General features: G+C 71.6%; 20 protein-coding genes and 1 other RNA gene. 4 read left to right on the forward strand and 17 right to left on the reverse strand.

The window, feature by feature from the left end; all coding sequences use genetic code 11:
- Window positions 1-5: 5 nt before the first annotated feature.
- The 4 genes from FOF48_RS09165 to FOF48_RS09180 form a co-directional block, all read right to left on the reverse strand.
- Window positions 6-1,829, reverse strand: coding sequence for an Hsp70 family protein (locus FOF48_RS09165; protein ID WP_143900015.1), 1,824 nt, complete (start codon window positions 1,827-1,829; stop codon window positions 6-8).
- 45 nt (window positions 1,830-1,874) lie between these two features.
- A complete protein-coding gene (locus FOF48_RS09170; protein WP_143900017.1) occupies window positions 1,875-2,372 on the reverse strand; it encodes a hypothetical protein in 498 nt (165 codons plus the stop codon).
- Window positions 2,373-2,637: 265 nt separating this feature from the next.
- Window positions 2,638-3,405, reverse strand: a complete 768-nt coding sequence (locus tag FOF48_RS09175) for a tRNA(His) guanylyltransferase Thg1 family protein (protein ID WP_143900019.1) — start codon at window positions 3,403-3,405, stop codon at window positions 2,638-2,640.
- Window positions 3,392-3,841, reverse strand: coding sequence for an AAA family ATPase (locus FOF48_RS09180; RefSeq protein ID WP_143900021.1), 450 nt, complete (start codon window positions 3,839-3,841; stop codon window positions 3,392-3,394). Before FOF48_RS09180 ends, FOF48_RS09175 begins: the two co-directional genes overlap by 14 nt.
- Window positions 3,842-4,013: 172 nt before the next feature.
- Between FOF48_RS09180 and rnpB the strand changes: the two genes are divergently transcribed.
- Window positions 4,014-4,407: RNase P RNA component class A (rnpB, locus tag FOF48_RS09185), an RNA gene on the forward strand.
- Window positions 4,408-4,418: 11 nt separating this feature from the next.
- On the opposite strand, the gene FOF48_RS09190 is transcribed toward rnpB, so the two are convergent.
- Window positions 4,419-4,982, reverse strand: a complete 564-nt coding sequence (locus FOF48_RS09190; protein ID WP_143900022.1) for a hypothetical protein — start codon at window positions 4,980-4,982, stop codon at window positions 4,419-4,421.
- Between the two features lie 68 nt (window positions 4,983-5,050).
- On the opposite strand from FOF48_RS09190, the gene ftsY reads away from it, so the two are divergent.
- Window positions 5,051-6,610, forward strand: a complete 1,560-nt coding sequence (ftsY, locus tag FOF48_RS09195; RefSeq protein WP_143900024.1) for a signal recognition particle-docking protein FtsY — start codon at window positions 5,051-5,053, stop codon at window positions 6,608-6,610.
- 15 nt (window positions 6,611-6,625) lie between these two features.
- Here ftsY and FOF48_RS09200 read toward each other — a convergent pair whose 3' ends face one another.
- On the reverse strand, window positions 6,626-8,467 hold the full coding sequence (locus FOF48_RS09200; protein ID WP_143900026.1) for a M1 family aminopeptidase: 1,842 nt from the start codon (window positions 8,465-8,467) through the stop codon (window positions 6,626-6,628).
- 51 nt (window positions 8,468-8,518) lie between these two features.
- Between FOF48_RS09200 and FOF48_RS09205 the strand changes: the two genes are divergently transcribed.
- The gene (locus FOF48_RS09205; RefSeq protein WP_328700962.1) at window positions 8,519-9,112 is read left to right on the forward strand and encodes a hypothetical protein; all 594 of its coding nucleotides are present in this window, start codon (window positions 8,519-8,521) and stop codon (window positions 9,110-9,112) included.
- Between the two features lie 36 nt (window positions 9,113-9,148).
- Here the strand turns inward: FOF48_RS09205 and FOF48_RS09210 are convergent, their stop codons facing one another.
- On the reverse strand, window positions 9,149-10,156 hold the full coding sequence (locus tag FOF48_RS09210) for a PEGA domain-containing protein (RefSeq protein ID WP_143900028.1): 1,008 nt from the start codon (window positions 10,154-10,156) through the stop codon (window positions 9,149-9,151).
- An 83-nt stretch (window positions 10,157-10,239) separates the two neighbouring features.
- On the opposite strand from FOF48_RS09210, the gene FOF48_RS09215 reads away from it, so the two are divergent.
- Entirely contained in the window at window positions 10,240-10,764 is a 525-nt protein-coding gene (locus tag FOF48_RS09215) for a hypothetical protein (protein WP_186001842.1), read from the forward strand.
- A gap of 89 nt (window positions 10,765-10,853) precedes the next feature.
- On the opposite strand, the gene FOF48_RS09220 is transcribed toward FOF48_RS09215, so the two are convergent.
- From FOF48_RS09220 to FOF48_RS09265, 10 genes are all read right to left on the reverse strand, one after another.
- A complete protein-coding gene (locus FOF48_RS09220) occupies window positions 10,854-12,377 on the reverse strand; it encodes a cellulose synthase family protein (protein ID WP_143900031.1) in 1,524 nt (507 codons plus the stop codon).
- A gap of 343 nt (window positions 12,378-12,720) precedes the next feature.
- On the reverse strand, window positions 12,721-13,692 hold the full coding sequence (locus FOF48_RS09225; protein ID WP_143900033.1) for a D-alanine--D-alanine ligase: 972 nt from the start codon (window positions 13,690-13,692) through the stop codon (window positions 12,721-12,723).
- Window positions 13,693-14,077: 385 nt separating this feature from the next.
- Window positions 14,078-14,365: a hypothetical protein gene (locus tag FOF48_RS09230; RefSeq protein WP_143900035.1), complete on the reverse strand. Its 288-nt coding sequence runs from the start codon at window positions 14,363-14,365 to the stop codon at window positions 14,078-14,080.
- Window positions 14,366-14,367: 2 nt separating this feature from the next.
- A complete protein-coding gene (locus tag FOF48_RS09235; protein WP_143900037.1) occupies window positions 14,368-16,254 on the reverse strand; it encodes a PEGA domain-containing protein in 1,887 nt (628 codons plus the stop codon).
- Between the two features lie 67 nt (window positions 16,255-16,321).
- Window positions 16,322-17,668 carry a S41 family peptidase gene (locus tag FOF48_RS09240; RefSeq protein ID WP_186001843.1) on the reverse strand — a complete coding sequence of 449 codons (1,347 nt, stop codon included), beginning with the start codon at window positions 17,666-17,668 and terminating at the stop codon, window positions 16,322-16,324.
- A gap of 86 nt (window positions 17,669-17,754) precedes the next feature.
- Window positions 17,755-18,615: an alpha/beta fold hydrolase gene (locus tag FOF48_RS09245; protein ID WP_143900039.1), complete on the reverse strand. Its 861-nt coding sequence runs from the start codon at window positions 18,613-18,615 to the stop codon at window positions 17,755-17,757.
- Window positions 18,616-18,703: 88 nt separating this feature from the next.
- Entirely contained in the window at window positions 18,704-19,840 is a 1,137-nt protein-coding gene (locus FOF48_RS09250) for a murein hydrolase activator EnvC (RefSeq protein ID WP_186001844.1), read from the reverse strand.
- Complete coding sequence (locus FOF48_RS09255; RefSeq protein WP_143900043.1) at window positions 19,837-20,739, reverse strand: ABC transporter permease; 903 nt, start codon at window positions 20,737-20,739, stop codon at window positions 19,837-19,839. The genes FOF48_RS09250 and FOF48_RS09255 overlap by 4 nt, the downstream gene beginning before the upstream one ends.
- On the reverse strand, window positions 20,736-21,428 hold the full coding sequence (gene ftsE, locus FOF48_RS09260; protein ID WP_143900045.1) for a cell division ATP-binding protein FtsE: 693 nt from the start codon (window positions 21,426-21,428) through the stop codon (window positions 20,736-20,738). Before ftsE ends, FOF48_RS09255 begins: the two co-directional genes overlap by 4 nt.
- Window positions 21,429-21,522: 94 nt before the next feature.
- Entirely contained in the window at window positions 21,523-22,095 is a 573-nt protein-coding gene (locus tag FOF48_RS09265) for a nickel-dependent hydrogenase large subunit (RefSeq protein ID WP_143900046.1), read from the reverse strand.
- Window positions 22,096-22,106 lie beyond the last annotated feature (11 nt).

The raw sequence follows: 22,106 nt of genomic DNA on the forward strand, positions 1-22,106 counted from the left end.
CACTCTCAGCCCAGGTCGAACAACAGGTCGGTCAGCTCGGCATCGAGCCGGGCCGCCGCGACGCGGTCGCCTCGCGCACGGGCGTCCCGCAAGTCGGCGCACAGCGACTCCAGCCGGGGACGTACGTTCGCCGGGGCGGTGGCGATCCGTTCGGTCGCGGCGGCCAGCAGCGCGTCCGCATCGCTCACCGTGGACGCGGCGATGGGCACGGCCGTGGACGCCGGCGCGGATGCGGCCCCGGCCATGGACGAAGCCATGGACGCGGCTCCGGGCGCGGACACGCTCGGGGCGGGTGCGGCACCCCATTCACGCGCCAGCCGATCCCTCGCCTCCACCCGCTGCTCTGGCCCCAGGCGCTGCGAGCGCTTGTCCACCACCAGCGTGGCCTCCTTGCCGGTGGAGACCACGCGCGTGGTGACGTCGAGGATGCCGTTGATGTCGTACGTGAAGGTCACCGCGACCTTCTCCGCGCCCGCGCGCCCGGGCGGCACGCCTTCCACCGTGTACGCGTCGAGCAGCAGGTTGTCCTTCACCAGCCTCGCTTCGCCCTGGAACACGCGGATCTCCACCGCGCGCTGGTTGTCCGCCGTGGTGGCGAAGGTCTCCGTCCGCGACACCGGCACGGTCGTGTTGCGCGGGATGAGCGGAGAGAAGACGCCCCCCACCCGCTCGCGCCCCACCGACGCCTGGACCTCCACCCCGAGCGTGAAGGGGCACACGTCGGTGATCATGATGCCGTGCGCGGCGCTCATCGCGCCCGTCTTCAGGCCCGCCTGCAACGCGGCCCCCAGCGCCACCGCCTCGTCGGGGTGCACGCCTTCGCGCGGCTCGCGCCCGAAGTATTCGGCGACCAGCTGGCGCACCAGCGGCACGCGCGAGCTGCCGCCCACCAGCACCACCTCCGCGATGGACTTCTTCGACAGCTTCGCGTCTCGAAGCGCGCTCTCCATGGGCTCGAGCGTGGCGCGGACCAGGTCCGTCACCAGCGCCTCGAACCGGGCGCGCGTCACCTCCACCTCCAGCGACGCGAGCGCACCACCCCTGCCAGACGCGAGGAACGGCACGATGACGGGGGTCGCGTCCACCGACGTGAGCGCGATCTTCGCGGCCTCCGCCGCGGCCTTGAGCCGCACCCGCGCCGCGAGGTTGCCCGCCAGGGACACGCCGTGGAGGCGCTCGAACTCCGCGCCCAGCCAGGCGGCCAGCGCTTGGTCGAAGTCGCTGCCCCCCAGCTGGTTGTTGCCCGCGGAGGCCTTCACGTCCAGCACGCCCTGGAACATCTCCAGCACCGACACGTCGAACGTGCCGCCGCCCAGGTCGTACACCAGCACGTACTGCTCGGCGTCCAGGTGGTTCACGCCGTAGGCGAGCGCCGCGGCCGTGGGCTCGTTGAGCAGCCGCTCCACCTTGAGTCCCGCCAGCTCGCCCGCATCCTTGGTGGCCTGGCGCTGCGCATCGCTGAAGTACGCGGGCACCGTGACGACCGCCTCCGTCACGGCCCCTCCCAGGGCCCGCTCGGCGTCCTCGCGCAGCGCGCGCAGGATGAGCGCGGAGATCTCCGTGGGGCTGTAGCGCCGCTCACCGAGCATCACCGGCAGGTCGCGGCCCATGCGCCGCTTCACCTCGGCCACGGTGCGCTCGGGATGCACGAGCAGCTGCGCGCGCGCGGACTCCCCCACGTGGAGGCGGCCCTCCGCGTCCAGGCCGACGACGGAGGGCGTGAGGCGCTGCCCCAGCCGGTTGGCCAGGAGGGTGGGGCGACCCGCGCCGTCGAGCGAGGCCACCAGCGAGTGGGTGGTGCCCAGATCGATGCCGACAACATGACTCATGGAATGGGACTCGGGGCCGTTCAGCGAAGGACTGCGGGCGACGGGCTACGACTCCGGGGGCGTCCAGCGCTGGGCGGGCGCGGCGGCCATCGAGGCCACGGGGCTCGCGTACATCCGGCGCAGCTGCTCCAGCCCCTCTTCACTGATGCCCGCCTGCGCGGCGATCTCCAGCGCGCGCTCTGGCGACGCGTGAGTGAACGGCCTCCAGGTGTACGAGGCGATGAGCCCCGCGATGCAGAGCACCGAGACCAGGGCCAGCGAGATCGTGAGCCCCGAAACCTGGCCGGAGAGCATGGTGAGCCCCCCGAAGAGAGCACCGAGGCCCACGAAGAGGAACACCACGCGCGCCCACGCCACGAGCACGGACTTGCCGCTCATGGGGATGGCCTGCCCTCGCCATCCATTGCCGTCCTCGCCCACGACGAGCCACCCTTCCAGGGGAAGGAGCGGCACGTAGTAGAGGTGGCCGAACTTGGTCGCCACGTAGCCCAGCCCTGGAACCTCGTCGACCTTGCCGTAGAGCCTCGAACCGAAAATGATCATGTGATTCCCCCTCGAAACGGGCGCGCCGTGCCCCGGAGGCCCCACGCCACGCGGGCGCGAATCCTGCGGCACCCGGGTGAATTCTTGCAATCCCCAATGACAGTCGGGGCGCCGCTGCGCACCCCACGGAGGGAGATACGGCAGGACCGCCTCTCTCTGGTCGCGGCCTGGCGATGCCCTGCCACGCCAAAAGCAGACAGCCCTTCAACTCCAGAACGACGACGCCGGCCCCCGAACCGCCGCATCCGCCGGCCGGCGTCCATGCTCATCGGTCCTGTCCCTCCAGCAGGGACAGGATGAAGGCACCGTACGCGTCCTTCATCGGCAGCTCGAAGTCGACCTTGAGGCGACGGCGCTCCACGCGGACCGCCGCTCCTGTCCTCGGGTTGCGAGCCTCCTTCTCGTACGCCTCCCGGTAGAGCCCCGTCCCCCGCTTCTGCCAGTTCGGCAGGTCGTTGAACTGGATGCCTCGCTGGAACAGCAGCTCGTTCTTCTGCGCCACCGACAGGCCCACGAGCGTGTTCGTGGCCTCGTCCACGCCCTTGCCTTCCCGGCGCAGGCTCCAGTAGCAGTGCCCGTTCAGCGCGTTGCGGTGCGCGTCCTCGTTGCGCCAGCGGAAGTAGTCGCGCACGAGCTCCGCGTTCGGCAGCTCGCAGATGCGGCAGTCGAACGCGGCCAGGCCGCCCAGGAGCAGGGAGAACTTCGCGCTCGCCTCGCCCGCGAGGATGGAGTTGAGCTTGCGCGTCTTCCTCCCGAACGTGTCCTCGTCCGGGTGGAAGAGCAGCGAGATCTCATCGCTCTGCGTGTAGCCGTAGAGGATCCGGAACCCGCAGCTCATCAGGTGCTCGGTCGTCGCGACCATCATGTCCCGGACGCGCACGTCGAAGGGGCTCTCGAACGCGTGCACCTCCTTCGTCAGGCGCGTGAAGCCGCGCCCATCGATTCGGGCCACCATGAACACGCCGGGAAGCACGCACAGGTCGTGCGCGGTCTCGAAGACGCGCATCCGCTCGTCCAGCTCATCGAACTTCACGTTGCCACTCCTCCACGACAAAGCCGTCCTGAGACAGCCGGATGAAGAACAGCGCGTCGAACCCCTCCTCGGGGTTGGGGACCTGCAAGCGCCGGTAGGTGCCGAGCACGCCCACCACCGGCACGCGCTGCTCCAGGGGGCGCTGCTCATTGCGAATGAGCGCGTCCGCGACCTTCGACTGGAAGTAGCAGCCCACCACGCGGAAGCCGGCGTCCTTCGCGGCCGCGATGTACCGCGAGCGCTCCGCCACCGTGGGGTTGGTGTTGTCCACCACGAAGGGCTGCTTCGCTTCCAGGCACGCGCGGAGCAGCACCTTCTCCCGGTGCCGCGTCTTGAGCATGTCCAGGCTCAGGCGGACGTGGGTGGTGAAGTAGCGCTCCCGGTAGAAGGTGCTCTTCCCCGTTCCCTGGATGCCCGTGAAGATGATCGCTTCCACCCGTCCCTCCCCTGTCGCGAGGTCACCCGCGGGGACTGCTGGACGGCCGGACCCACGCGGACCCGACAAGCCTCCGGACGCTCAGCCGGACCCGGGGGTCAGCGACCTTCGAACGGTGTCCCCATCCCCAAAGTGGACCCGCGAGGGGCGGCTGTTGTATCCCCCAGGTGCCGGAGCGGTCCGGGTGAACGCCGGCCATCGCAGGCATGGATGGCGGGAGGAAAGTCCGGGCTCCACAGGGCAGGGTGCTGGCTAACGGCCAGTCGAGGCGACTCGCAGGAAAGTGCCACAGAAAACAGACCGCCTGTCCTCGCGAGGGGGCGGGTAAGGGTGAAACGGTGCGGTAAGAGCGCACCGCGTCCGGGGTGACTCGGACGGCACGGTAAACCCCACCTGGAGCAAGAGCCAATAGGAGCGCGTCCCCGAAAGGGGACAGGGATGGCCCGTCCTACGCGCTCGGGTTGCTCGCTGATGAGGCCCCTGGGCAACCAGGGCCCTAGATGAATGTTCGCTGCCCATCCCGAAAGGGGTGGTGACAAAACCCGGCTTACAGGGCCGCTCCGGTTTTTTTTCCCTGTCATCCGCCCACGGGGACCTGCGCCAGCAGCAGGCGCCCCCGGCCGTCGTTGCGCACCGCCTGCGGGTTGGTGATGGGCAGGCGGCTGTCGTTGCGCGGCTCCCACAGCCCCATCCATACGTTCACCGCGCGCGGCGCCGCGCCCGGCGGCAGGGCGACGACGAACTCGTCCTTCACCGTCTCCCCCACCTTCCACTGCGTCGTGGGGTAGAGGCCGCCCGCGGGCTTGTGGTCCACGTTGAGGCGCTCCATGCGCCCGTCCGCGTCCTCCACGTGGACGAAGACGAGGTAGTCGTCCTCCAGCGGCTGGAGCACCTTGAAGAAGACCGTGACGCGGGCCTGGTCCCCCGCGGGGATGCGGCCCGGCTGCACCGACGCGCCCACCACCTCCACCTTGCCGCCCAGGTTGGCGCCGCTGCGGATGGACAGCGGGGGGACCTGGCTGACGGTGGCCGCCCGGCGCTCCTCGGGGCTGGCCCCTCCCGGCGCCTCCACGATGCAGGCGCTGGAGGTGCCCAGGAGGACGGAGGCGGACAACAGGACGTTCAGGGGCGGAAGGCGCATGGCGGAGGGCAGTTCTAACCGGCCACGGGCGCTGCATCCAACTGCGCGTTGGTGTATGCGGAGCGGCGATGAAGACCCCGAACGCCCTCGACGCGCTCCTGGCGCAGGTGCCTCCCGCCCCCTCCCCTGCCCCCACTCCCGGCGGCGGGACGACGCAGCCGGGCACGGGCACCCCGCCCCAGACCGGGCTCACCGGCGGCGACGTGGTGGGCATTGGCGGCGCGGCCGTCCTGCTGGTCCTGGTGGTCGTGGCGGCGCGCAAGCTGTTCGGCCGCAAGCGCGCGCCGGAGGCCCCCCGCAAGCCCCAGGAGGAGGCCCCTCCCCAACTGCCCGCCGAGCGCCCCGAGCTGCGCGTGGAGCTGCCGCCCTCGGAGGCGGAGCTGGCCCTGCGCCGGGAGCTGGACACCGCCCACGCCCACACGGAGGACCTCCGCCGCCAGCGGGAGACGGCCTCGTTCGCCGCCCACGACGCGAAGGACGGCGCCGAGCGCACCCGCCTGGAGGCCGAGGTCCGCGCCCTCAAGGAGCGCGAAGAAGAGGCCAAGCGCGTCGAGTACCGCGCGAAGAAGGCCGTCGACGACGAGACGCGCGAGCGCCGGAAGCGGGAGCAGGTGGAGGCGGTGCGCCTGCGCGAGGAGGCCGTGGCCCAGGAGGCCGCCCAGGCGGAGGCCGCCCGTCAGGCGGAGGCCGCGGCCCAGCGCGCCAAGGTGGAGGCGGAGGGCGGCCACACGCTGGCGCAGGGCCTGGACCGCACGAAGACCCAGGGCTTCATGGCGCGGCTCAACGGACTGTTCGGCCAGCAGCGCGCGATGGACGAGTCCGTGCTGGCGGAGCTGGAGGACATCCTCTTCACCGCCGACATCGGCGTGCGCACCGCCGACCACCTGGTCTCGGTGGCCCGCGACAAGCTCAAGCGTTCGGAGCTGAAGGACCCGGAGCGCATCAAGGACGCCATCCGCGAGGAGGTGGCGCGGATGGTGGACCTGCCCGTGCCGCGCTCGCTGGAGGGCGGGGGCCCGCCGCACGTGGTGATGGTGGTGGGCGTCAACGGCGCCGGGAAGACGACGACCATCGGCAAGCTGGCCGCGCAGCTCACCGGCAAGGGGCAGAAGGTGGTGCTCGCCGCGGGTGACACCTTCCGCGCCGCCGCCACCGAACAGCTGGACGTGTGGGCCGAGCGCGCCGGGGCGCAGCTCGTCAAGGGCGTGGATGGCGGCGACCCTGGCGGCGTCGTCTTCGAGGCGGTGAAGAAGGCCCAGGCGGAGGGCGCCGACGTCCTCATCGCGGACACCGCGGGCCGCATGCACAACAAGGCCGGGCTCATGGAGGAGCTCAAGAAGGTCAAGCGCGTGCTGGGCAAGGCACTGCCCGGCGCGCCCCATGAGGTGCTCCTCGTGCTGGACGCCACCAACGGGCAGAACGCCATCCAGCAGGCCAAGCAGTTCCACGAGGACGTGGGCGTCACCGCCATCGCGCTCACCAAGCTGGACGGCACCGCCAAGGGCGGCGTCATCATCGGCATCTGCGACGAGCTGAAGCTGCCCGTGGTCTGGGTGGGCGTGGGCGAGAAGATCGCCGACCTGCGCCGCTTCGAGCCGCGTGAGTTCGTGCGGGCGCTGTTCGACTGAGGGCCCCGCGGTCCGTCAGGGCCCCATGAGCTGGGGCAGCAGCTGCTCCAGCAGCGCCTGCGTCTGGGCGTCCAGCTTCACGCCGCCCAGGCCGCCCGAGCCTCCCATGGCCTCCATCAGCCCCTGGAGGTCCGCCGCGCCCAGGTCCTCGTCGCCGTGGGCCTCCTCCCACCAGCGCACGCGCAGCCGCCCCAGCGCCTTCGCGTTCACGGGGCTCGCCTTCGCCAGCTCCTGCGTGAAGCAGGCCTTGCACGCCCACTTGAAGCGGTACGTGTCCACGTACGCGCGCAGGGCCTTGAAGAAGGCGGCGTCCCCCACGAGCTCGCGCGACGCGTGATGCAGCAGCGGCGCCTTGCCGTACACGAGCGCGCCGTACTCCAGCTCGCCCCCGTCGAAGTCGCCCGTGGGGCGGTCCGCGCGGCCGTCGCGGCCTCCGGTCATCCGGAAGAACTGGTAGGGCATCACCAGGGCCTCGTTGCGCAGGGACTCGGCGACCTCCGGGCCGTGGGCCCATTCCATGTAGAGGAGCGCGGCGTACTGCGCCAGGGACTCGTCCACCACCGGCTCTCGGATGGGGTCCGAGCCCACGAGCCCCGCGAAGTACTGGTGCGCCACCTCGTGCGCCACGGTGAACTCCAGCGTGCGCTCCAGCGACTCGCCCACCTGGGCGCCCATCTGGGCCAGCAGCCCCGCGCCCTGCGCGTCCAGCAGGTCCTCGAAGGCCTCCATGCCGGGCATGCCCGCCAGCATCTTCAGGGGGTCTTGCTTCGCGCGGTAGAGCGACGTCGCCACCGTGACGAGCCCGGGGAACTCCATCCCTCCCGCGCCCCCGCTCAAGGGCGCCTGCACCACGCGGAAGTGGGTGTAGGGCAGCGGGCCCAGGCGCTTCTCGAACTCCGTCAGGGCCTGCGACGCGTACTTGAGCACGCGCTTGCCGGACGCCGCGTCCTGGGGCGCGAAGTGGCTCTCCACCGTGACGCCGTTCACCGTGGCGGTGGCGGCGGTGTAGCCGCGCGTCACCAGCACCGGGAAGTCGCGCACCGCCGCCGCCGCGAAGCTGTAGCGCACCCGGCCGTCGCGCTCGGGCACCTCCCCCAGGGGCGTCCCGGTGGCGTGCGCCGCCCAGCCCGAGGGCACGGTGAGCGTGGCCAGCACGTGCGCGGGCTCGTACAGCGCCAGGTCCCCCATCCCCTGCGGGCCGGCCCACGGCTGGCCCTGGTCATCCACCGGGGGCACCTGCGGCACCACGCCCACCAGGCTCAGCACGTCCGCCGTGGCGGAGAAGGCCCCATGGTCGTCCGCGCCGCCCTTCGCGCCGGCGCCGCCCAGCAGCCCGCCCGCGCCCAGCAGCGACTCCGCGCCTGGAGCCGCCTTCGGCACCGTGCCCTTCACCGCGACCTCCAGCGACACCGTGCCGCCCGGGGCCACCGGCGGCTCCACCGCCACGCGTTGCAGGGTGGGCTCCGGCCCCAGCTCCAGCGCCACGGCCTTCCCGTTGACCTTCGCGCCGGAGAGCGTCACCTGGCGGGAGCGGGTGTTGGGCGTCAGCCGGAGGTACAGCTCCGTGAGGGGCCTGGGGCCCTTCGCCACCAGCTCCACCTGCACCTTGCCCCACACCCGTCGCTCCTTCGGCGACACCTCCAGCTGCACGCGGTAGAGCGGCACGGACTCCAGCGGCCCCAGCGCCTTCGCGGCCCGGTCCCGCTCCGAGGGCTTCAGGTGCTGGAGGCACAGCTGCACCTCTGGCGCCACGCTGCCCGCGCCCGGGATGGCGGGAGGCGCCGCGGCGGGAGGCGCCGCGCCCACGGGGCTCGCGACCAGCACACACAGCAGCCACCATCCGGGGAGGGTCCGCATGGAGGGCATGCTAATTGACCCCGTCCAGGGCTGCTCGCTACAAGCCTCCGGGTGCGACTTCCGCGAACGATGACCCTCACCGCCGCCCTGGGCCTGGTGGCCTGTGCGAAGCAGGTTCCTCCGAGCACCGCCGCCGCGCCGCCTCAGCCGCGTTCGGTCCAGCTGCTGTCCGCCACGCCGGAGCGCGAGACGGCGCGCCTGGAGAAGCGGCGCGAGGACGTGGAGGTGGACACGCGCGAGGGCGAGCGCACGCCCCGCGTCGTCGCCACCGCGGAGACGCCGCCGCTCCAGCTGGACGGCGCCCAGGCCCACCTCTGCGGGGACGCGGCCTGCACGCGAGGCTTCGCCGTGGACAACTTCCTCCTGCTGGAGGTGCTGGACGCGAAGGGGCACGTGTCACGCCGCGCCGCCGTGGGCTTCGCGGACAGCATCTTCATGGGCAACGAGCAGGTGGACAACCTGGGCCGGCGCGCCTTCACCTTCGAGCCGAACGAGGTGGACGTCACCAGCCTGCTGCCGGAGTCCGGCCCGTTCCGCCTCCGCGCCACCGCGCTGGACTACTGGGGCGTGGGCCGGGTGACGGACGTCTTCCTGAGGCTGGAGCCGGGCACGGGCCGCGCCGAGGACGACCTCCGGGGACACTGACCCGGGTCCCCGAGAGCGACCCCTGCGCCCCGCGCGTCAGAACCGCAGGGCGTTCGCGGCCGGCGCCGGGCGCAGGCCCGAGAAGCCGATGGAGCCGTCGCACTCCCCGCCGCACACCTGGCCCGGGGTCAGCGCCGCGGGGCTCCGGGTCGCCGCGTAGGCGCCCGCGCCCGCCGCGGCGGCCACCACGCCCACGCCCACCCAGACGTACCAGCGCTGGTACCAGGACTTGCTGGTGCTCTCCTTCAGCTCGGGAGGCTGCTCGGTGCCCAGCGCCAGGCCCGGCTGCTCCACCTGCGCCGTGGACGTCGTCGGCTCCAGCACGGGCGTGCGCGGCGTGTCATCCCCCCGCGCCACCGCCGTCGTCGTGTTGGCCGACGGACGCAGGCGGCCCTCGACCACGTAGAGCTGGCCGGCGCGCACGTTGATGTTCTTCACGTCCTTGAGGCCCGGCCCGCGGAACTCGATTTCGTGCGGCCCCTGGGACAGGGCGTAGTTCTCGATGGGGGCGACGCCCACGCGCGTGCCGTCCACGAACACCACGGAGCGGAGCACGTCCGCGCGCAGGGTGGCGAAGCCCGTCGCCGCGTCCAGGGACACGGTCAGCTCCGTCGCGAGGCCCGGCGCCAGCGTGACCTGCTGGGTGAAGTCCAGGTAGTTCTGACGGCGGGCCACGACGGTGTGCTCACCCGGCGTCAGCTCCAGCGGCGTCTGGGGGTTCACCTCCTGGCCATCCACGGTGACCTTCGCGCCGCGCGCGTTGCTGCCCAGCTTGAGCGCCAGGGTGGCCTTCGCTGGGGGAGCGTCGTCGACCGTGGGCGTCACGGCGGGCTTGCCCTTGCGCGTGCTCACCCGCTCCTTCTTGGGCGGAGCCTTGCGCTTCACCGTCGCCTTCGGCTTCGCCGTCTTGGTCGTCTTGCCCTTGGACTTCGAGGGCTTGGTTTCCTCCGTGGGGGCGAGGAGATCATCCTCCTGGGCGAACACCGCGGAGGGCAGCGCCAGGGAGGCAACAAGCGACAGGATGGCGAAGCGGCGAAGACTCATGACGGACCGAAGGTTAGAGAGTCATCCCAGGGGAAGCAAACACCGTCCCACCGAACCGTGGGTTGGGCGAAACTCCGCGCCCCATGCACCGCACCCTCGTCGCCCTCCCGTTTGGCCTCTGTGTCCTCTCGCTGACGGCGTGTCCCGGCAAGGCCCCGCCCCGGGTGGAGACGCCCTCCTCCGCGCCCCCCGCCATCCACGTGCCCGCTGGCTGCGAGAAGGATCAATCCGGCGACTACCGCCACGCGCAGAACCCGGCCTTCCGCTACCTGGGCCAGGACGACGGCGGCACCCTGTCGCTCGCGGTGGTGCGGGCCTGGGCGGACGGCGGCGTGGAGTCCCCGGACGCGGGCTCCGTGGGAATCATCCTCCACCGCACCCCGGACGGCTTCGTGGGCGAGACCCGCGCCACCGGCTTCACCGCCTCCGGAACGCCCTGCCCCGTCAGCTTCCCCACCGAGGCGGTGGCCTGCACCGACGCCGGCATCACCCTGCGGGCCGCGTCCAGCACCTCCATTGACGAGGGCTGCCGCTCCGCGACCTCCGGCCCCGCCCCGGTGCGCCAGGAGCAGGTGCTGCTGCGCGGCGCACCCGACGCCGGCCGGTAGTCCCCTCGAAGCACCGCGCCGCCGTCCCCGCCCGGGAAGCCCGGTGGGAAGCGGCGGCGCGAGTCAGCCAGCGGAGGCGGGAGCGCGGCTCAGGCCGCCTGGCGCGGCTGCTCCTCGGGGGACGTCACGGCGGGGGCGGCGTCCGCCACCTTCACCCGGCCCGCAAGCCCCTGCAGCAGGCTGGACACGCCGACGTAGAGGAAGCCCGCCTGGAACAGGACGATGAAGGGCACCGACGTGTAGATGCGCGCGTCGATGGCGAACCACAGCGCCCCGGTGAAGTAGGCGGCGAAGAGCAGCTCCACCACCGGCATCAGCGTCTTGCTGCCCCGGTAGCTCTTCTTCACGGCCTTGACGCTCTTGCCCTCGGCGCCCGTCTTCGGCGTGCGCGCGAACCCCGACTGCTGGTTGAGCAGCGCCTCGCCCACGGCCTTGGCGTTGTTGATGGCCAGGCCGATGCCCAGGCTCATCAGGAAGGGCAGGTACTTGAAGCGCTCCCAGCCCTTCGCGCCGCGCTCGCGCTGGGCGGCCACGTAGAAGACGCAGACGCTGGCCGTCGCGGTGATGAAGAAGGGCAGGTCCAGGAACAGCGTGCCGTACAGGCCGTGCTGGAAGCGCACCACCATGCTGATGGGCATCAGCACGGACAGGAGCACCATCAACAGGTAGGCCATGTTGTTGGTGAGGTGGAAGAAGGCCTCGCGCTTCACCAGGAGCGGCAGGTCGCTCTTGAGGATGGTGGGCAGCAGCTTCTTCGCCGTCTGGATGGAGCCCTTGGCCCAGCGGTGCTGCTGGCTCTTGAAGGCGTTCATGTCCACCGGCACCTCCGCCGGGGAGATGACCTCCGGGAGGAACACGAACTGCCAGCCCTTCAGCTGGGCGCGGTAGGACAGATCCAGGTCCTCCGTGAGCGTGTCGTGCTGCCAGCCGCCCGCGTCGGAGATGGTGGAGCGGCGCCAGATGCCCGCCGTGCCGTTGAAGTTGAAGAAGCAGCCGGCGCGGTTGCGCGCGGTGTGCTCGATGATGAAGTGCCCGTCCAGGAAGATGCTCTGGGCCTGCGTGAGGATGGAGAACTCACGGTTCAGGTGGCCCCAGCGCACCTGCACCATGCCCACCTTCGCGTCCGCGAAGAAGGGCACCGTGCGCATCAGGAAGTCGGGGCTGGGGACGAAGTCCGCGTCGAACACCGCCACGTACTCGCCCGTGGCCAGCTTCAGGCCGTTCTCCAGCGCGCCCGCCTTGAAGCCCTGGCGGTTGACGCGGTGGATGTAGACGATGTCGTGGCCCTTCTGACGGTGGCGCTCCACGCACGCGCGCGCGATGGCGCACGTCTCGTCCGTGGAGTCGTCCAGCACCTGGATCTCCAGCAGCTCGCGCGGATAGTCGATGCGGCACACCGACTCCACCAGGCGCTCCACCACGTACATCTCATTGAAGATGGGCAGCTGGATGGTCACCCGGGGCAGCGCCGTCAGCGTGCCGTTGGGCGTGGGCAACTTGAACTTGTGGCGGTAGTACAGGAACGCCATGCGATACCGGTGGGATCCGTAGACCCCCAGTACGCTTAGCAGGCTGAAGTAGACAGCCAGGAAGATGATCTCGACGGTGGTCATCGGTGACGCTCAGCCCCTCCCGCCGGCCCTGTTGCTAGCGGTCCTACCAGACGTGGCGGCATGCCCGACCGACCGCTCACGCTGACCGCCGCCTCCTGGGTCCGCTGAGCCCCGCCCCGTATGTGCCCGAAAAGACAGGGCTTTGACCTTCCGGTTACTGATGCCGGCGGACAATAGGGAGCCACCCGGGTCGTGTCAAACTATTCCCCGGATTCGAGAGATCTGGAAGGACGACATTGACGCAGGGTGTCACCCCCGTTTTTTCCCTGCGTCGGGGCGGTCTGGAAGGGCCTGATGGCCACACCCGGGGAGGACGTCCCGGGTGCTTCAAGCGGCGTAGGACCTAGCGGGCGACACGCAGGGGCGCCGGGGTCACCGGGAGGGGGGCCGCCTCCGCGACCTGGGCCTCGTCGCGGGTGGCGCGGTCGAGGACCCCCTGCACCAGCTCCGGGAAGTCCAGGCCGGCGTGGGCGGCGATCTTCGGCAGGAGGCTGGTGGGGGTGAAGCCCGGGAGGGTGTTCACCTCCAGCACCACGTCATTCTCCGTGTCCGAGCACAACAGGTCCACGCGGCCGTACCCCCGGCAGCCCAGGGCGCGATACGCGGCCAGCGCGAGCGACTCCACGTTGACGCGGCGCGTGTCGGACAGGCGGGGGGGGAGGAAGTACTGGGAGCCGCCCTTGTACTTGGCCTCGTAGTCGAAGCCCTCGCGCGGGAAGGACACCTCGCAGCTGCCCAGCACCGCGTCGCCGAGGATGCCCACCGTCACCTCCTGCCCCCGGACGAAGCGCTCCACCAGGGCCTCGCCCCCGAAGCGGCAGGCCTGGGCCACCGCGGGCACCAGGGCCCCGGCGTCGTGCACCACGGACAGGCCCACGGACGAGCCGCCCTTCGCGGGCTTCACCACGCAAGGGAAGCCGCTGTCGCCGTGAAGCTCCAGCGCGCGCTCCACGTCCGCGCGGCCCACCCGGTAGCCCCGAGGGGTGGCCAGGTTGTGCAGTTGGAAGAGCTTCTTCGCCATGGGCTTGTCCATGGCCAGCGCGGAGGCCAGCACGCCGGAGCCGGTGTACGGCAGCTCCAACAGCTCCAGCAGGCCCTGCACGCGGCCGTCCTCCCCCATGCGGCCATGCAGCGCGAGGAAGGCCACGTCGAGCTCCGCCGAGCGCAGCGCCCGGTCCAGCCCCGGACCCGCGAAGACGCGCGTGACGGCGTGGCCCAGCGTCTCCAGGGCCGCCACCACGGCCTCCCCCGTCTTGAGCGAAATCTCCCGCTCCTCGCCCCACCCGCCCATCAGCACTCCCACGCGCTTGCCCATGTCCTTGATGCCTCCTTGGGCCCACGCCAGAGCACGGATGATGCCACGCACCAGCGGTCCTCCCCGGCGCGGACCACGCGTGCAAGCCTCCGGAATGACAGGGCTTCAGGGTGATACCCGTGACCAAGCAGCCGTGTCCGGGGGGACACGGCGCGGCCCGGCGGACACGTGCGGACACGGGTCCTGCGGCGCGAGCCACGAGGGGCCCACTCCAGCGCTCGGCTCGGGCAGCGTCGGACCCCGCCCCGAGCGGTTCGAGCCGGGGCGGCGCGAGCCACGAGACCGTCGCTCGAACCGGGACACGCAGGGGCCGCGCCGCGTGGGGGCGCGGGCCCGTCCAGACATACCGGGGGCCCGTTCAGGCCCCCGCCACGGACCGGATGCTTCAGCCCGCGTCGCCGCGGACGCCGCCGTCGGGCAGCAGCCCGCCGTCAGTCGTGCCGGCGTCCGCATCCCCCGCGTCACCGGCATCGGAGGAACCCGCGTCGGACGGGCCTCCGTCCGGAGGGATGCTGTCACCGGAGACGCAGACCTCGTTCCGGCAGACGTAGCCCTCGATGCACTGGCCCCGGTCGCAGGGCTGCCCTTCCGGGTCGAAGTCGACGAGCAGGCTGCAGGCGGACAGTCCCAGGACCAGGGCCGAGGGAACAATGAGCGATGAAAGGCGGCGCATGGCTAGTAGTTCCGGAGATCGTCGTCGTCGAGCTTGGGGCGCTTCTTCTCTTCCTCGCGCTTGCGCTTCGCCTCTTCCTCGCGCTGGCGCTTCTCCTCTTCCTCTCGCTTGTGCTTCGCCTCCTCCTCCTGCTTGCGCTTCGCCTCCTCTTCCTTCTTGCGCTGCTCCTCTTCGCGCTTGAGGCGGGCCTCCTCCTCCCGCTGGCGCTTCGCCTCGGCCTCGCGCTCCTTGCGCGTCAGCTTCTTCGCGGGCGGAGGGGGCGGCGGGGCCTGCGGGGGCGGCTCGAAGGCCGGCGGCGGAGGCGGCGGGGCCACGGGCTTCTCCGGGGCCGGCGTGGACGCGGGGTTCGCCTTCGGAGCCGCGGGCTCCGTGTGAGCCGCCGGCGGAGGCGGAGGCATGGGCAGCGCCTTCTCCATCGGCTTCACTTCACGAACCGGCTCGGCGCGCGGAGCGCTCTTGGCCGGGGGAGCGCTGGACGACGACCCGCCCCCCTTCTTGTAGAAGGCCAGGTAGCTGCCCGCGCCCGCGGACACGAGGCCCGCCAGCACGCCGACGTCCGCCACCAGCGCGTACGTCTTGCCCGTGTTCTTCAGGTCCTCCGCCCGTGAGCTGCCCTGGGGCGCCGTCTTGAAGGCATCCGACTTCGAGGAGGCCTCCAGCCCGAAGTAGATGCCGCCCGCCAGGAGCGCCACGCCCGTCGCCAGCAGCACGTAGCCCGCCGTGCGGCGGCTCACGCTTCCGCCACCGGAGAAGTGCTTCACCGGCTTGCCGCCCACGCGCGCCGCGTCCTCGGAGACCAGCCCCGTCAGGAGCGCCTCGGAGCCCGTGGCCATCGCGTCGCCGCGCGGGACCTGCCCCAGCGCGTACGCCAGGTTGTGGCCGTCCGCCACGTCCATGCGCAGGCCCGTCACGGTCAGGGGCGTGTTGCCCGGACCGCCGCGCACCAGCAGCGCCAGCACCTGCGGCACGTCCGCGAGCACGCCCAGCTCCTGGAGCGCCTTGTCACGGTCCTCTTCGTCGGGGTTCTTCGCGATGCGCTCCACCAGCGCCGCGTATCGCTGCTGCACCGGCAGGCGCGCGAGCGTGAAGGAGGCCTCGCCTTCGCGGGCCCGCCCTTCCGTGACGGCGTAGCCCGGCGCCACCAGCGTCACGTAGTGGTCCGCGCGCGTCAGGCCGGTGAGCGCCAACGGGGACACGCCCCGGTAGGCCCCGTCCACGAACACCTGCGCGGGCCCTGGCAGCGTGCGCACCGACAGCGCGGCCTCCGCCGAGGACAGCTGCGCCTTGCGCTCCTTCTCCACGAACGCGACCTCTTCGGGAGGGAAGAAGTTGGGGTTGAAGGTGGCGCGGGGGTCCACCGCCAGCACCGCGCGCATCTCCAGCTCCGCGGCCTTGTTCTCTCCGTTGGCCACCTGCGTCGCGGCCTTCATCACCCGCGCGCGGCTCAAGAGCCCGAACGCACGCGACAGGTCCGCCTGCTCATAGGCCCGCACCGCCTTGTCGAAGCTCTGGAGCGCCTTCACCGTGTCCAGCTCGTCGTAGGCCTTGGCGCCGTCCTTGAATGCGGCGTTGCCCTCCACGGCCTTCGTCTGGCGAGCGCTCGCGCCCTGGGCGTCCAGCGCGTCCGTCAGCCGCACCAGCTCCAGCCTTCCGGAGCGCGCCACGGCCTGTTCGGCCCAATGCGCCAGCGCCAGCGCCTCACCCTCGAGCGAGGCATCCACGGGAATGGCCACCACCGCCACGCGGGGGCCCGCCGCCGCCGGCAGCGTGCGCGGCATCAGCCGCAGCGGTACGTGTTGCTGCTGCGCCGCCGCGGGACCCATGGCCAGCATTCCCACCAGCCAGCCACTGAGCGTCGCGTGCAGCGCGCGATTGAAAGGACGTCGCATCCGGTCTCCCTCGTTGCTGTGCGCATTACACGCACTGCGCGGCGGAACGCCAGCCTCGAAAGGGGTTTCAGCGACCCGCGGTGCTCCCGGAGCCCCGGGACGCGGGCCCTGGCGCCAACCCGTGGAGGTAGTTGAGCGCCACCTTGAGTTGTGGATCCGCGAGTTTCGCCGTCACCGCCCAGTCCTTCAGGTTCGCGGGCAGTGCACGCGGCGCGGCCGCGACCTCCGACGTCGCCTGGGACGGCTCCGCCTTGAAGTGGCGCCGCAGGTCCTTCTCCCGGGGCGCGTCACTCCCCGGCTTCCCGGACGCGTCCTCTGGCACGAGGAAGTCCGGGGTGATGCCCTTCTCCTGGATGCTGCGGCCCTTGGGCGTGTAGTAGCGCGCGATGGTGAGCTTCAGCCCGGAGCCGTCCTCCAGCTCGATGATGGTCTGCACGCTGCCCTTGCCGAAGGTCTGGGTCCCCATGATGACCGCGCGGCCGTGGTCCTGGAGCGCCCCGGCGACGATTTCGGACGCGGAGGCGCTGCCCGCGTTGACGAGCACCACCAGCGGGTAGTCCTTCTCCGTGTCGCGGTCGCGGCTGCGCTCCTCGGAGGCGTTGCGGCCGTCGCGCCCGCGCGTGGACACGATGGTCAGGTTGCCCGGCAGGAAGCGGTCGCTCATCGCCACGGCTTGATCCAGCAGGCCCCCAGGGTTGTTGCGCAGGTCCAGCACCAGGCCGTCCAGCTCCCGGCCGCCGTTGAGCGCGCGCAGCCGGTCCAGCTCCTTCTTCAGCGACAGGTCCGTGCGGTCCTGGAAGTTCTTCACCTTCACGTGGCCGATGCCGTCGTAGAGCGCGCCCTCCACCGACACGATGCGGATGTGGTCGCGCAGGATGGCCAGCTCCTGCGGGGCGTTGAAGCCCGCGCGCATCAGCGTGAGCAGCACGCGGCCACCGGCGGGCCCGCGCATCTTCTGCAGCGCGCGGCCCAGGTCCATGCCCAGGGTGCTCTCCCCGTCGATGGCCAGCAGCTCGTCCCCGGCCTTGATGCCCGCGCGCGCCGCCGGCGTGTCGTCGATGGGCGCCACCACCACCAACCGGTCGCCCTTGCGCGCGATCTCGATGCCCAGGCCCCCGAACTCACCCGACGTGTCGATCTTCATCTCCCGGAACACCTCCGGGGGCATGAAGAGCGTGTGGGGATCCAGCGTCTCGAGCATCCCCTGGATGGCGCCCTGGATGAGCGTCTTGCGGTCCACCGACTCCACGTAGTTGTTCTCCACGTAGGAGAGCACCCGCGCGAACAGCTCCAGCTGGCGGTACGCGGATTCGTCCCGGCCGGCCGCGTCCGCCGGCTTCTGCGCGAGCGCGGGCGCGCCCCACAGCAGGAGCGCGGCGAGTCCCATGCGCCACGGCTTCGGGAAACGGGTCACGGGAGCGCGTCCTTTGGGGCTGCGGGGAGCAAGGGGCCTTCGCAAGGCCCCGAGTCTACACCCGGCCCGCCGCACGATTCCCGCCCTTAGAGGCCGGCCCGGTCCGCGAAGCCCACCAGGTGGGACACGAACGCGTCCGGCCGCTCCATCTGCGGCACGTGGCCGAAGCCCTCCACCACACGCACCTCCGCCTGGGGCGGCAGGTGCTGCCGGTACCAGGAGAGGATCTCCGGAGGCAGGAGCCGCTCGCTGCCGCCCCACAGCAGGAGCACCGGCATCTTCAGGTCCCGCACCGCCTGGGGCGCGATGCTCGCCTGCGTGGCGAGGGCGTCATCCGACAGGGCCCGCACGGTGGGCGTCGTGTAGAACTTCCGCAGCTCCGACGCGAGCAGCATCGCGGCCCATGGCGGACGGTGGAAGAGCCGCTTCGTCAGCGCCCGCACGTCCGCGTTGGACTTCACCGCGAACGCGCCCAGCAGCGCCGTCAGCGCCTCCGGCGTCAGCTCCGCGCCCGCGGGGGCCACCAGCGCCAGCGCCTTCACCAGGGCCGGCTGCTCGGAGGCCAGGTTGACGGCCATGGCCCCGCCCAGCGAATTGCCCACCACCAGCGCGGGCGCCTTCACCACGTCCTCGCAATAGGCGCGCAGCACGTCGAACTGGCCGCGCACGCAGGTGGGACCGCCGCAGTACTCGCCGGAGAAGCCGTGGCCCGGCAGGTCCGGCGCCAGCACCCGCGAGAAGCGCCGCGCGAGCCCGAAGAACGTCCGCCCGAAGCCGTTGGCCGAACCGCCCAGCCCGTGCACCAGCACCACCGGCGGCCCCTTGCCCTGCCCCTCGAGCGCGTAGTGGTGCACCTTCTGCCCACCCACGTCCACCATCTCCGACGCCACGCCCCGCGCCACCAGCACGCGGCGCATCGCCTTCTGCATCCCACCCATCAGGTCCACGCGCGGGCCTCCCTCTTCCAGCGACCGCCGCTGGCCGGCACCTTCTAACGCCCCCGCACCTCAGACGCAGCGCATCAAGATGACAATGTCAGGGGGTGCTCACGGAGGCGGAGGCGGGGGCGAGCCACGGGGCGGGGTCGACGGCCTGCCCCGCGCGCCGGACCTCGAAGTACAGGTAGGCGCCCTTGAGGGAGCCGGTGTCGCCCACCTCCCCCACCACTTCACCGGGGGCCACGCGGGCTCCCACGGCGACGGCGATGGTGGACAGGTGGGCCACCAGGGTGTGGAAGTCATCGCCGTGGTCGACGATGAGCAGGTTGCCGTAGCCGCGCAGCCAGCCGGCGTAGACGACGGTGCCTTCCGCCACCGCGTGCACGGGGGTGCCGGCGGGCACGCGGATGTCGACGCCCTTCTGCACGGTGACGGTGTTGAAGCGCGGGTTCACCACGCGGCCGAAGCCCACCTCCACGATGCCCGCCACGGGCCGGGGCAGCTTGCCCTTCAGCGCGCCGAAGCCGCTCGTCGCGGGGGCCTCGTGCAGGTCCGACAGCATGCGGGTGAGCTCCGCGTCCGCGCCCTCCAGCTCGCGCACGGCGCGCTTCGCCAGCTCCGCCTCGCCGGCCAGCTTCCCCACCACCTCCTCCAGCGCCTCCTGCTGGGCCTGGGCCTGCTTCGACTGCTGCTGGAGGAAGGCCACGCGTTCGGACAGCGAGGTGTGCAGCCGCTTCAGCTCCAGCGTCGCCTGCCGCTGGAGCCCCGCGACGTGCTGCACGGTGCGGAGCAATTCCAGGTCCCCCGCCATGCTGGCCTCCAGCGCGCGGGAGCGCCACATGAGCGCGGCGAAGTCCTCCGCGGACAGCAGCACCTCCAGGGGCCGGCGGCGCTGGAGCCGGTACAGGGTGCGCAGGCGCGGGGACAGCCGGCGCAGCTGGGCGCGCAGGGCCTCTCGCAGCACGGCCTCCTCGCGTTCGGCCAGGGCGACGCGGCGGCGGAAGAGGTTCAAGTCCCCCTCCAGCGCGCGCACGCGGCGGCGGGAGAAGGCGGCCATGTCCTCCATCAGCTCCATGCCCTCCAGCACGGAGAGCTTCTTCGCCTCCACCAGCGCGAGCGTGGCCCGCTGCGCGGCCAGCTTCTCGCGGATGGCCGCGCGCTCCGCCGCCTCGTCCTGCTGACCGGACGCGGTCGCCGCGCCCAGCAGCACCATGAGCCAGACGAGCCGTCTCATACGCGCAGGAAGCGCCCCACCGCGACGAAGCTGCCGCCCAGCCCCAGGGCGCACCCGGCCGCCAGCAGCTCCAGCGCGGTGCGCGTCTCCACCCAGGGCGCGGCCACGCCCGGCCCCAGGAGGAACGCGAAGAGCGAGCCCAGCGTGGGCCCCAGGAGCCGGCCGAACAGCCACAGCCCGCCCACCGCCACCAGCGCGCCCAACAGCCCCTGGAGCAGCCCCTCCAGGAGGAAGGGCGTCTTCACGAAGCGGTCGGTGGCGCCCACCAGCTTCTGGATTTCAATCTCCTCGCGCCGCGAATAGATGGCCAGCTGGAGCGTCGCCGCGACGATGACGACGGTCGTCCCCAGCACCACCACCAGCGCCACCAGCGCCCCGAAGCTCAGCGCCCGGGCGATGGCGGACAGCCGCTCCACCGCGGCCTCGCCGTAGTCCACGCCGGTGACGCCAGGCAGCGCGCGCAGCTCCTTCGCCAGGGCCTGGAGCGCCGCGGGAGACCTCCTGGCCTCCGGCACGCGCAGCTCCAGCGTCGCGGGCAACGGGTTCTCCGGCAGCTCCGACAAGGCCTCGCCCAGGTCTCCCAGCTCGCGCTTGAGGCGCTTCAGCGCCGCTTCCGGCGGCACCACCGTCACCTCGCCGTGGCTCAGCTCCACCACGCGCGTGTGCACGCCGTGCACCTCGTCCTCGCCCAGCTGCGGCGCCAGGTAGAGCGTCACCTCCACCTCGCCGCCCAGCGACGCGAGCAGGTTGTCCACCACGTGCGACGCGCCGCGCGCCAGCCCCGCGGCGAACAGCGCGATGGCGATGGTGGACACGGCGATGAAGTGCACGAAGGGAGCGTGCTTCAAGCCCCCGGCCGCCGAGCGCCAGAAGTAGGCCGCCTTCGACAACACGCTCATACCAGCATCCGCCGCGCCGCCTTGACGCCGTCCTCGTCGGAGACGATGAGCCCGCGCTCCAGGCGCACCGTGCGCTTCTGGTAGCGCGACAGGAGCGTGGCGTCGTGCGTGGCCACCATCACCGTGGTGCCGCGGATGTTGATGTCCGTGAGCAGGTCCATGATCTCCACGGTGAGCGCCGGGTCCAGGTTGCCCGTGGGCTCGTCCGCCAGGAGGATGGTGGGGTCGTTCACCAGCGCGCGCGCGATGACCACGCGCTGCTGCTCTCCACCCGAAAGCCGCAGCGGCAGCGAGTGCGCCTTGTGCTCCAGGCCCACCTGCTTGAGCATCCGGTACACCTTGTCGCGCGCCTCCGCGCGGGGCACGCCCAGCACGTCCAGCGTGAAGCCCACGTTGTCCGCGACGCTGCGGTGGGGCAGCAGCTTGAAGTCCTGGAACACCACGCCGATGTTGCGCCGCAGGTACGGCACCGCCGACTCGCGGATGCGCGCGATGTTCTTGCCGCCCACCAGTATCTGCCCCTTGGTGGCCTTCTCCCCGCAGAAGATGAGCTTGAGCAGCGTCGTCTTCCCCGCGCCGGAAGGGCCGGTGAGGAAGACGAACTCGCCCTTCTCCACGTTCAGGTTGATGTCCTGCAGCACCGGCGGATCGCCGGGATACGCCTTGTAGACGTGGAAGAACTGGATCATGACCGGAAGCGGGGGCGCCTCCGGCGAGCCTACCACGGCCCTGGAGCCCGCCCAGGAACGGGCCCGGGCGCGGCGCCACGACGCACGGCGGGTGCTACGAGGGCTCGCCCTCGCTGGCCAGGTAGCTGAGGATGACCTCGTCCAGGCTCTTCTCGGAGATGAGGTCCTCGCCGAAGAGCGTCTCCACGCCCACTTCGTTGATGCGGGGCTTCTCCTTGAGGGCGCGCGCGGCGGCCACTTCCGGAGGGAGCTGCGAGCCCGTGGCCGCGACGGGCGGCGGAGGCGGCGTGGGGGGACGCGGCTGCTGCGTGGGCACCGGCTGCAGCTTGGGCTGCGCGGCGACCTCCGCGTCCGTGGCGAGCTGGCCCGGCTGGTACGAACGGACCGTGGACTCGTAGTTGTCGTACACGCCGTTGATGAGGTTGCGCAGCATCTCCTTGTGCTGCTCCTCCATCAACTCGCGAACAACCTCCGCCAGGTTCTCCGCGTTGAGGATGTCCGCGTAGGACGTCTTCTTGGACGCGAGGATGTTCCCGCCCACGAACAGGTGGGTGATGATGTGGGGGTTGTTGACGCCCGAGTCCTCGGTCTGGACGTGGTAGACCTTCCCCTTGTGCTTGATGTTGTGATTGAAGCCAGTGACGGCTTTTTCGAAGGTTTTCGCCATTGCCGAGGTCG

The organism is Corallococcus sp. Z5C101001 (genome assembly GCF_007352635.1).
GTDB lineage: Bacteria > Myxococcota > Myxococcia > Myxococcales > Myxococcaceae > Corallococcus > Corallococcus silvisoli.